Source organism: Arthrobacter sp. ISL-28 (assembly GCF_018613875.1).
Lineage (GTDB): Bacteria > Actinomycetota > Actinomycetes > Actinomycetales > Micrococcaceae > Arthrobacter.
On sequence record NZ_JAGGPJ010000015.1, the window covers coordinates 105,205 to 116,426 of the forward strand.

Annotated in this window: 7 protein-coding genes; 3 read left to right on the forward strand and 4 right to left on the reverse strand. The window is 67.0% G+C overall.

Features of this window, described 5'->3' with window-relative positions; translation table 11 throughout:
* Nucleotides 1-53: 53 nt before the first annotated feature.
* Together J7E80_RS12065 and J7E80_RS12070 are read right to left on the reverse strand one after the other, a co-directional pair.
* Entirely contained in the window at nt 54-1,040 is a 987-nt protein-coding gene (locus J7E80_RS12065) for a M56 family metallopeptidase (RefSeq protein WP_215051829.1), read from the reverse strand.
* Nucleotides 1,041-1,046: 6 nt separating this feature from the next.
* Complete coding sequence (locus tag J7E80_RS12070) at nt 1,047-1,433, reverse strand: BlaI/MecI/CopY family transcriptional regulator (RefSeq protein WP_215051831.1); 387 nt, start codon at nt 1,431-1,433, stop codon at nt 1,047-1,049.
* A 274-nt stretch (nt 1,434-1,707) separates the two neighbouring features.
* Between J7E80_RS12070 and J7E80_RS12075 the strand changes: the two genes are divergently transcribed.
* The 3 genes from J7E80_RS12075 to cydD are packed head-to-tail and all read left to right on the forward strand — an operon-like array spanning nt 1,708 to nt 7,982.
* Nucleotides 1,708-3,309 carry a cytochrome ubiquinol oxidase subunit I gene (locus tag J7E80_RS12075; RefSeq protein ID WP_215051833.1) on the forward strand — a complete coding sequence of 534 codons (1,602 nt, stop codon included), beginning with the start codon at nt 1,708-1,710 and terminating at the stop codon, nt 3,307-3,309.
* A 17-nt stretch (nt 3,310-3,326) separates the two neighbouring features.
* Nucleotides 3,327-4,376 (forward strand): cytochrome d ubiquinol oxidase subunit II, encoded by a 1,050-nt coding sequence (gene cydB / locus J7E80_RS12080; RefSeq protein ID WP_215051835.1) that lies wholly within the window; start codon nt 3,327-3,329, stop codon nt 4,374-4,376.
* A 6-nt stretch (nt 4,377-4,382) separates the two neighbouring features.
* Nucleotides 4,383-7,982, forward strand: coding sequence for a thiol reductant ABC exporter subunit CydD (gene cydD, locus J7E80_RS12085; protein WP_215051836.1), 3,600 nt, complete (start codon nt 4,383-4,385; stop codon nt 7,980-7,982).
* A gap of 176 nt (nt 7,983-8,158) precedes the next feature.
* Here the strand turns inward: cydD and J7E80_RS12090 are convergent, their stop codons facing one another.
* Nucleotides 8,159-8,677 carry a DinB family protein gene (locus J7E80_RS12090; protein ID WP_215051838.1) on the reverse strand — a complete coding sequence of 173 codons (519 nt, stop codon included), beginning with the start codon at nt 8,675-8,677 and terminating at the stop codon, nt 8,159-8,161.
* Nucleotides 8,678-8,686: 9 nt separating this feature from the next.
* The gene (locus J7E80_RS12095) at nt 8,687-11,197 is read right to left on the reverse strand and encodes a DNA topoisomerase (ATP-hydrolyzing) subunit A (RefSeq protein ID WP_215051840.1); all 2,511 of its coding nucleotides are present in this window, start codon (nt 11,195-11,197) and stop codon (nt 8,687-8,689) included.
* Between the last annotated feature and the right edge of the window lie 25 nt (nt 11,198-11,222).

Sequence of the window (11,222 nt, forward strand, 5' to 3'; positions counted from 1 at the left end):
CCCGGCACCAGGCCGCCGGCGGCAGACCGACGAGGCTCAACCGGGCGTGCGGCTCAGCCGAGCAGGCCGGGAACTATCAGCAGCGCGGTGGGCATGGCCAGCAACAGGAGGCACACGGTCAGTACGCCAGCCCGAAGGACAGCCGGAAGCGGTGGGCGCGGTGAGAGAAGACGGCTGACGCGGGACGCCGTCGTGCTCGCCGGTTCGGCGCCGCCGGCACCTTCGGGCAGCTGCAGGCCCGAATCACCGTGACCTTCCCGGCCCAGGGTGGGTGCGGACTGCGGGACGGCGGAACCGCTGGCAACGATCGCGATCGCTTTGATCAGTGTGGCTTTGCTCTCGGTCTTGAGGGCTACGTCATCGGCGAGCATCTCGATCAGTGAGTTGACGGCCTCCTGGGCCAGGCGCGTCGTGGGCAGCCAGGGAAGCGCCTGCCGCCACGCGGCAAACGCCCACAGCAGGAGGTGGTGGCGCTGGTTCAGGTGGGCATTCTCGTGAATCAGCACAGCGCGCAGTTCGGCCGGCTCGAGGGCTGCCATGAGCCCGTCGGAGAGGACGGTGACGGACCGCGCACCACCCGGCAGGCAGTAGGCGACCGGTGAATCGTGGTTGATCACCACGGTGCCCGTGCCGTCCGTGGATGGCGAGGCCAGCAGCGCCAGCAGTTCACGGTGGCGCCGGCGCTGCCGCTCAATCTTGTAATAGGTCAGCAGGAGCGTGAAGACCAGATGCGCTGTCAGCAGCGCCGCCGCTGAGAGCGCGAAGAGGTGCCAGAAACCGAGGGCTGTGGTGGGCGCGTTCTGGAACACCATTCCGGCCAGTGCCTGCAGCCCGGCGATCAGGTTGTCGCCGATCGGCTCCAGGCCGTACACCAGCATGGCGCCGATCATGGAGAGACCGCCGGCCAGGCCGATGGCCTGCCACAGCAGCATGGCTGTGAACGGATCCCGCGCCGGCCAGTGGGCGCGGGAAAGGAGGATAGGTACCGGCCAAGCCAGTACTATCGCCAGGACCGCCAGGAAGTATGAGGTCCAGAACATCGTCCGCTAGCTGTGGCCAAGCAGCTTGCGCAGCGTTTCCGCTTCACCTTCCGTCACGGAACCAATAAAGCGGGCCAGTACCGCTTCACGGTCCGGAGCCGATCCCAGCACTTCATGCATGAGCTCGGCGGTGTGATCCTCACGGCTGGAGACTGCACGATACCGGTGTGGCCGGGTGCCGCGTTCGCGTTCCACCAGGCCTTTCTTTTCGAGCCGCGAGAGCACTGTCAGGACCGTGGTGACCGCCAGATCCTTGCCCACATGCCCTGCCGCTCCGTCGTGTGCTGCCGTGCTCTGCGCCAGCATGTCGCGCAATGTATTGGCAGTGGCTGCTTCCTGGCCAGCCCAGAGCAGATCCATCACTGCGCGTTCCAGTTCCCCAAGACTTGCCATCTGTACATCCTTTGACAACGCACCAGCAGCGGCCGCTTGGCCGCCGCGTACTCTGATTCCAATACTTCGTCTCCAAATCTAGCGTGTTTCCGCCTTTGTTTCTACGTGAGGTAGAACATCCGGCGCGTCGCCCGGCATTGCAGCCCGGCTGGGGCAGTGTCAGGCTGTTTACAGCGCAGGGGCATTGTTCTACACTCGGTAGAAGTTGATGTTCTACGCGATGTAGAAAACATCACTTGAGAGCTTTGAGACCTAGCCGACAGTAGGGACCGCCTTGGAAGCCTTGGAAATCGCACGCTGGCAATTCGGAATCACCACCGTGTACCACTTCATGATGGTGCCGCTGACGATCGGCCTCGGCCTTGTCGTGGCGGTGATGCAGACCATCTGGTACCGCACGGGCAACCCGACCTACCTGCGCATGACCAAGTTCTGGGGAAAGCTTTTCCTCATCAACTTCATCATGGGCGTGGCCACCGGCATTGTGCAGGAGTTCCAGTTCGGCATGGCGTGGAGCGAATACAGCCGCTTCGTTGGTGACGTCTTCGGGGCGCCGCTGGCACTCGAGGCGCTGCTCGCCTTCTTCGTCGAGTCCACCTTCCTGGGGCTCTGGATCTTCGGCTGGAAGCAGCTCAAGAAGGGCGTCCACCTGGCCTGCCTCTGGATCGCAGTGATCGGCTCCTTCTTCTCCGCCTACTTCATCATCGTCGCCAACAGCTGGATGCAGCACCCCGTGGGCGTGGAAATGATCGACGGCAGGCCCGTCATGACCGACGCCTGGGCCGTCTTCACCAACAACACTGCCCTCGTGGCCGTGCCGCACACTCTCTTCGGAGCGCTTGCCGTGGCTGGCGGCTTTCTGCTCGGTATCGCGTGGTACCACCTTTGGCGGCGGCGCCGTGACGGCATTGACACCGTCGGGGCGGACGGCAAAGTCATCGCCGGTTCGGCGGACATTCCGGGCCGGGACCGCACCGACCACACCGTGTGGATCCGTTCCCTGCGCATTGGTGCCGTCGTTGCCATGATCTCCTTCGCCGGCACGGCCCTTACCGGGGACCTGCAGGGAAAGCTGATGTTTGAACAGCAGCCCATGAAGATGGCCGCCGCCGAAGCCGCCTGCCACGACGGCACCGGCTTCTCCGTCCTCAGCGTCGGCAACGTTGGATCCCGGAACTGTGATGACATTGTGGCTCTCATCGAGGTCCCCGGCATCCTCTCCTACCTGGCCAAGGGCGATTTCACCACGGAGGTCAAGGGGGTCAACAGTCTGATCGAGCAGTACAAGTCGGACTACGGCACGCACGTGCCGGACAATCCCATCTATGGCGAGCGGGCCGGCCAGGAAATTCAGTACGTTCCGGTCATGGAGGTCACTTACTGGGGGTTCCGCATGATGATCGGATTCGGCGGAGTGGCGGCGCTGGCTGCACTCTTGGCCCTCTGGGTCACCCGCAGCGGCACGGTGCCGGAGTCCCGCTGGCTGATGCGGCTGGCCGTGTTGGGCATCCTGGCCCCGTTCGGTGCGAACGCCGCGGGCTGGATCTTCACGGAGATGGGCCGGCAGCCGTTCGTCGTAGCGCCCAATCCCGACCTTAACGGCATCGACCAGGTCTTCATGTTTACCGCCGCGGCCGTTTCCCCCGGGGTCTCCGCCGGAGAGATCCTCACGTCCCTGGTCGTCCTGACCGCCATCTACGCGGTGCTCCTGGTGGTGGAGGTGAAACTCCTCGTCAAGTACGTCCGCGGCGGCGTCGTTTCGGCCATGCCCGAACTGGCCAACGCCCCGGTCGACGAGAACGAAGACGCTACCCCCGGCCCTGGCGGATCCGGGAAATCCGGAACAGCCGACGACGTCCTGGCATTCGCCTACTAACAGCTGAGGATCAAAGCATGGAACTGCTGCCGACCATCTGGTTCATCGCCATCGCCGTCCTGTGGACCGGGTACCTCTTCCTCGAGGGCTTCGACCTGGGCGTGGGAATGCTGATGAAACTCTTTGCCCGGGACAACACCGAGCGCCGGGTGCTGCTGAACACCATCGGGCCGGTGTGGGACGGGAACGAAGTCTGGCTCCTGACCGCTGCCGGCGCCACGTTCGCGGCCTTCCCGCTCTGGTACGCGTCCCTGTTCTCGGCCCTGTACCTGCCGCTCCTCCTCGTTCTGGTGGCCCTCATCTTCCGGGCAGTGGCCTTTGAATACCGGGGCAAGGTGGACACTGACCGTTGGCGGAACACCTGGGACTGGGCGATCGCCGTCGGCTCCTTCGTCGCTGCCTTCGGCGTGGGCGCAGCTCTGGCCCTCACTACCACCGGTCTGCCACTGGATGCCAACGGCGACCGGGACGGCGGACCATTCTCCTGGTTCAGCGGGTATGCTCTGCTCGGCGGCTTCGCCGTGGCAGGTTTCGCACTGCTGCACGCGCTGGCGTTCCTGGCACTGAAGACCGACGGCGATGTCCGCCACCGGGCCCGGCGCTGGTTTGTGCGGCTGCTTCCCGTCCTGCTCCTTCCCATGGCCGGCTGGGCCGCCAGCGTCCAGCTCCTCAGCGGGGAAGCTTGGACGGTGATTCTTCTCGCCGCCGCCGGGGTTGCCGCAGCCGCCGCCTGGCTCCAAGGCCGGAAGGGCAACGAAGGCCGGGCTTTTCTGGCCGTCGGCGTGCTCCTGCTGTGCGGAGCAATCTCGATCTTCGGGGCAGTGTTCCCGGTGGTCCTTCCCTCCACCATTGATCCCGCCTTCAACCTCACCGTCTCCAACGCCTCATCATCTGACTACACCCTGGGCCTCATGAGCATCGTGGCCTGCGTCGGACTGCCGCTGGTCATCGCCTACCAGGCATGGACTTACTGGATATTCCGGCGCCGGGTCAGCGCCGCGCACATTCCGGAGGCCCACAGCTTCCTGCCGGCGATCGCCGCCAAGGCGTTCACGCGGAACGACTGAGGTCCTGTGAAACCGCAATTCCCCGCCGGCCCATCAACGCGGCGTGCCCTCTACGGACTTGGCCTGCTCGCGGCGCTAAAGGCCCTCGCGCTGGTGCTCATGGGCCAGGCCGTCGCTTCAGTCCTTGCCGGGCTCATGCTGCAGGATCCCGGATGGGGCGACCAGCTGGGCTGGGGAATGGCCGGCGCGGTCCTCCGGTCAGCCACGGTCTGGGCGCAGGGCGTCGCTTCCCGCCGGGCAGCCCTTGGCGTCAAGGAGGAGCTGCGCTCGCAGCTCCTGGAGAACGCCCTGCGCAACGGCGTCCGCTCCTCGGGGCCCGCCGACGGCGGCCTGGCGGTGCTTGCGACGCGAGGCCTCGATGCCCTGGACAGCTACTACACCCAGTTCCTTCCCGCCCTGGTCAATTGCGCCGCCATCCCGCTGCTGCTCGGCGCCCGTATCCTCTTCGCGGACTGGGTCAGCGCGGTGGTCATTGTGCTGACCGTGCCACTCGTTCCGCTGTTCATGGTGCTGATCGGCCGCTACACCGAAGACAGGGTGGAGGACGCGCAGGCTGCGCTGTCCCGGCTGTCCGGGCACATGCTGGAACTCGCCAAGGGCCTTCCCGTACTGGTGGGGCTGGGCCGGGCCTCCGCCCAGCACCGCGCTCTGGAGGACATCTCCGAAGAGTACCGGTTCCGCACCATGGCAACCCTCAGGACCGCGTTCCTCTCGGCCCTGGCGCTCGAGCTGATCGCGACGATCTCGGTGGCCGTGGTCGCCGTATTTATCGGCGTGCGGCTCGTCCACGGCGATATGGCACTGGAGGCAGGCCTCCTCGCGCTGGTCCTGGCACCCGATTGCTATCTTCCGCTCCGCGAGCTGGGAACGGCGCACCACGCGAGCGACGACGGCCGCGCAGCGCTCGCAGAAACCACGGCGGTGCTTGACGCACCGGAGCAGCAACGCCTCAAAGTTGAGCCGGCCCCCGTGTCACCCGCATCCGGGCCGCTGGCGGCATCGCCCACTCCCTCTGGCCAGGTGGCAGAAGTGCGCGGGCCACACGACCTGACCGTCAAGGAACTCACAGTCAGCTACGCCGGGCGGCAGGGCGCCGCCGTCGGCCCCCTCAACTTCACCGCGGCGGCTGGCCGGATTACCGCACTCGACGGGCCCAGCGGGGCGGGCAAGAGCTCGGTCCTCGGCGTGCTCGCCGGAACCATTGGGTCCGGCGGCGGCACTGTGGTTGCCGGTACCGTGAGCGGCTTCTCCCCGGCGGATGTGGCCTGGGTGCCCCAGCATCCTGTCATGGTCGCAGACACGGTGCGGGAGGAGATCCTGCTGTACCTCACAGCGGGCGCCCCGGCAGGAACCGGCGCCACCGCTGACGGTGCACCAGCGGGATACTCCACAGCGGAAAACTCCCCGGCGGAAAACTCCCCGGCGGCCAACGATCACCTGGCCGGCGCAGTCCTGCGGTGCCTCGCGGCGGCCGGGGCAGCGCACCTGGCAGGGAAGCACCAAGCGGAACTGAGTCCCGGCGAGCTGCGCCGCGTCGCACTGGCCCGCGGTCTCGCCCGCGTCGAAGCGGGCTCCACCGTGCTGCTGCTCGACGAACCTACCGCCCACCTCGACCGGGTGTCCTCCAACATCGTCCAGGACGCCATCCGGGACCTTCGCGGCAGGGCTACGGTGATCCTTGTGGCCCATAACCGGCAGACCCGCGAACTTGCCGATCAGCTGGTTCCGCTCGCAGCACCCGGGCACGGCTCAGCCGGCTCCGGCAGCGTCGCTGCCCAGGCCGGAACCGCCGTGGCCGCCGACGCGGCAGGTCGGGTGAACCCCGGAGCCCGCGATCGCAGCGAAAGCGTCCAAGCCGCACACATCGTTGAAACAGAGCAGCCAGTCCAGCCCTCGCCTGCGGCTGACCTGCCTGCGGCTGACCTGCCGGCCGCGGCCGCGCTGCTGGGCAGGCTTCTCGCCCCGGTGCGGGCCAGGTTCGCCGGTGCCGGGATCGTGGGAACCCTTGCATCCCTGTTCGCGATTGGGCTCTCCGGGCTCTCCGGCTGGCTCATCCTGCGGGCCAGCGAACAGCCCCCTATCATGTACCTGCTCACGGCCATCGTGGGCGTTCGGTTCTTTGGCATCGGCCGGGCAGTCCTGCGCTACTGTGAACGGCTGGTGCTCCATGAAGCGGTCTTCGCATCGCTGACTATGCTGCGCGGCCGGCTCTGGCAGTCGCTGAGCCAGCGGGCACTGTCGCTCAGGCGTCTGCTCCAGGGCGGCAACGTCCTGGGAGCCGTGATCGACGACGTCGACACTGTCCGGGACCTCCTGCCCAGGGTGGTGCTGCCGCCGATCGTAGCGGTGGCTGTGGCCCTGGCCGCCGCCGGTACATCCGCCTGGCTGGTGCCTGCCGCCTTGCCGGCGGTCCTGGCTTCCGCGGCCATGAGCCTGGCCGCGGCACCCGCGGCGGCACTGCTTGCGGACCGGATGTCGGCCGCCACGGAGCAGCGGCTGCGGTCGGGGGTCCTGCGCCGCGTCGCCGCGGCCATCGATGCCCGGGCGGAACTCCACGCTAACGGTGCCGCGTCTCCGGTCCTGCACCGCATCCGGGCGGAGGACCGTGCAGCAACCCGGGCCTCCCAGCGTTCGGCATGGGCTGAGGGACTCGGCCAGGCGATTACCGTCGCCGCCTGCAGTGCCTCGGCGCTGGCCAGCGCCGTGCTTGCAGCACCGCAGGTCCTGTCAGGCATGGTCGCTGCCCCGACGGCCGCCGTCGTAGTCCTGATGCAACTGGCGCTGGTGGAGCCGTTTGCCGCCATGACGACGGCGGTACGCCAGTTTCCGGCACTGCGTTCCGTGCTGCGCCGGATCGGCGAATCCGGTGTCCTCGGCGCCGACGGACGGGACACGGAAGCAGTGGTCCGGCCGAACCCGCGGGACGGCGACCGTCCGGGCGTCGAATTGAGGGGGCTGACGGCTGCCTGGCCCGGGGGTGCGGACGTCTTCAGCGGCCTGTCCGCAGTGGCGGAACCGGGCCGTTGGTTGGCCGTCACTGGCCCCTCGGGGGCCGGGAAATCAACCCTGCTCGCGGTCATGCTTGGTTTCCTGCCGCCTCGGAAAGGAAGCATCGCGGTCACGGGAGCTGCCGCGTGGTGTCCGCAGGAGGCACACCTCTTCGACTCCACCATCAGGGGCAATCTGCTGCTGGGGCGCCCGGAAAAGCAGGCTTCGGTGGCTGCGGACGCCGAACGTGACATGCGGGAGGCCCTCTCGGCCGTGGGCCTGGAGCCCCTGCTGGAGCGGCTCGAAGACGGGCTGGACACCAGGCTCGGTCCCGGCGGCGCGTTTCTCAGCGGCGGCGAAAGGCAGCGGCTTGCCGTGGCGCGCACCCTGATGACGAAAGCTGAGGTGATCCTGCTGGATGAGCCCACCGCCCACCTCGACGCCGAATCCGGCCGCGTGCTGATGGCCGACCTTCGTGCGGGCCTCCGGTCCCGGACGGTGGTCCTGGTGACGCACAACCCCGCAGACATCAGCTCCGAGGATGCGCTCCTGGCCCTCCGCCAGAACGGGGATTCCCCGGCACAGCAGGTGATGGCGCCGGCACTGTCCGCCCATTAGCCTGTTCCATGACGCAATCCGAGGCCCCTGCCGCTGCACCGTCGACTTTCCACACTTGACGTCGATTCCGAAAATCCCACAGGAGCACTAGCGCTGTACCTCAAGATGGGCTACAAAGCGGTCAACAGGAGCCTGGCCTGGGACAAGTCCCTCTGATCAGGGGACTCTCCTGGAGCTTAGCCGTCCACGTCCACCAGGTGGTGGGTGACGTCGTGCAGGAAATACTGCGCGAGGGTCAGCACCGTGAATTCCGATCCGTTGCTGCGGAGCCCGGTCCTGCCCCATTGGGACTCCTTGACCCGGGCAAAGGATGAAGCCACCTGTTCGCCCTCGGCCGTCAGCTCGGCGCTCACCACGGCGGGGTCTGACCCGGCGTAGTTGTTCTCCACGGCCGTGCGGTCCTGGTCCCAGTTCTCGAACTGTGCGTTGTCATCGGTGAGCATCAGGTTCAGCCGCCGGTCAAAGAGGTTGAAGACGTCGCGGACGTGGCAGGCATATTCGAGCGCCGACCAGGTGCTGTCGTTGGGACGCTCTGCGGCGTCCGGGCGGCGCAGGACCGCCCGCCAGCGCGGGAGCATGTTCTCGACACTGCCAGGCACGGTGGAAGGCGTGACGGTTGAAGCATCAAAGCCGCATTCGCTGCACGGGCGGGAAAGGACCCAGGTCCAGTCTTTTTCATCCGGGATGATAGGCATGCCAGTAGTCTAGGCCCAGGTCATGCTGGGACCGATCGCCTCCACGGCCTGGGACAGCGGGATGCCGGATCCGTCCCGGCGTCCGTGCTCCTGCGGCAGGGAACGGGCCACGCCGGCCAGGGACGAGGCTTTTGCCGGCCCGTGGCCCGCCCAGGCCTGCAGCAGGGTGTCTTCGCCCTTGAGGAACCGGTGCGCCCGGACCCCGCCGGTCGCCCTGCCCTTGGCCGGGTATTCGGAAAAGGCCGTGACCTTCGCGGCTCCCGGCGCAGTGCCCGGCAGCGCGCCGTCGGTCCCGGAGATGGTGACGACGACGGCGGACTCATCGCCGGGGGCGACGGCACCGAAGAAGATCACCGCGTCGTCGGAGGCGAGTTTGATGCCCGCCATGCCGCCGGCGGTCCGTCCCTGCGGGCGGACGGTCCCCGCCGGGAACCGGAGGAGCTGTGCCTGGCGGGTCAGGAACACGAGGTCGGCGTCGTCGGCCCCAGCGGGCGCCACGCCCACCACCGTGTCGTTATCCTTGAGCGCGATGATCTCAAAGTCTTCCCGGTTCAGCGGGTAGTCGGGCTGCACCCGCTTGATGACGCCCTGCGCGGTTCCGATCGCCAGCACCTGGTCCAGCGGCGCGAAGGCGACGAGGGTTTCGCCTTTGAGTAAGGTGATGAAGTCCTTGGCCGCAACGCCGCCGGAGAGGTTTGGCAGTCCGGCCATCGGCGGCAGGACGGGCATGTCCATGACCTGAATGCGGATCATGCGTCCCTGCGACGTGACGGCGGCGATCTCGCCCCGGGCCGAGGTCTTGACCACAGAGCGGAACACGTCGTGCTTGGAGCGCGGCCCGGATTCCGCGAGGCTGTCCTGGTTGGAGGTCCTGGCAATCTGCCCCGAGGCCGTGAGGATGGCCCAGCAGGGATCGTCGGCGATCTCCAGGGCCAGCGGTGCGGCCTTGCCCTTGACACCCGCCTTGCCCTGGACGCCGGCGGCCGTCGCTGCAACCGTGGGGGAGACAGCCTCGGATTCCAGGAGCACAGTGCGCCGGGGAGTGCCGTACTTGTCCGCGATTTCCTCCAGTTCGCCCGAGACCAGCTCGCGCAGGAGCTCGTCGGAACCGAGAATGGCCTCGAGCTCTTCGATCTCGCGACGGAGCTGGTCCTGCTCCTTCTCCAGTTCGATCCTTGAGTACTTGGTCAGCTGGCGGAGCCGGAGTTCCAGGATGTAGTTGGCCTGGATCTCGGAGAGATCGTAGATGGACATCAGGCGTTCGCGGGCGGCCGACGCTTCGTCCGAGGACCGGATGATCTGGATGACCTCATCGATGTTGACGATGGCAATCAGGAGGCCCTCCACCAGGTGCAGGCGGTCCTTCTTCTTGCCGAGCCGGAAGGCCGTCCGGCGGCGCACCACGTTGAGGCGGTGATCCACGTAGACCGTCAGCAGTTTCAGCAGGCCCAGGGTCTGCGGCTGCCCGTCCACGAGCGTGACGTTGTTGATGCCGAAGGAATCTTCCATGGGCGAGTAGCGGTAGAGCTGCTGGAGCACGGCGTTCGGATTGAACCCGTTCTTCAGTTCGATCACCAGGCGCAGGCCGTGCTTGCGGTCGGTGAGGTCAACGATGTCGCTGATTCCCGTGAGCTTCTTGCCGTTGACGGCGTCCTTGATCTTCTCGATCACCTTCTCCGGCCCCACCATGTAGGGGAGTTCGGTGATTACAAGACCGGTCCGCCGGGCAGAGAGCTGTTCCACCTCCACCTTGGCGCGGGTCTTGAATGATCCCCGGCCGATGGCGTAGGCGTCGCGGATGCCGTCCAGGCCGACGATCCGCCCGCCGGTGGGAAGGTCCGGGCCCGGGATGAACTGCATGATGTCATCCAGCGTGGCGTCCGGGTTGGCGATCAGATGCCGGGCTGCCGAGATGACCTCCACCAGGTTGTGCGGGGCCATGTTGGTGGCCATGCCCACCGCAATGCCGGTGGCGCCGTTGACCAGCAGGTTGGGGAACGCGGCCGGCAGGACATCCGGCTGCGTGAGCTGGTTGTCGTAGTTCGGGACAAAGTCGACCACGTCTTCATCGAGGTGGTCGGTCAGCGTGAGGGCAGCCGCTGCGAGCCGGGCCTCCGTATACCGCGGCGCCGCGGGACCGTCGTCGAGCGATCCGAAGTTGCCGTGCCCGTCAATCAGCGGTAGCCGCAGGGAGAAATCCTGGGCCATGCGGACCATCGCATCGTAGATGGCGGTGTCGCCGTGCGGGTGGAGCTTACCCATGACCTCGCCCACCACACGGGCGCTCTTGACATGGCCCCGGTCCGGGCGCAGGCCCATCTCGCTCATCATGTACAGAATGCGCCGTTGCACCGGTTTGAGGCCGTCGCGGGCATCGGGCAGGGCCCGGGAGTAGATGACCGAGTAGGCGTACTCCAGGAAGGAGCCTTCCATCTCGGAAGTGACGTCGATATCTACGATGTTTTCGGTGTAGTCCTGGGCGGATTCCCCTGACGGGGCTGAAGTTTGGCGGCGGGCCATGGGGCTGGTGGATCCTTTTTGGGGT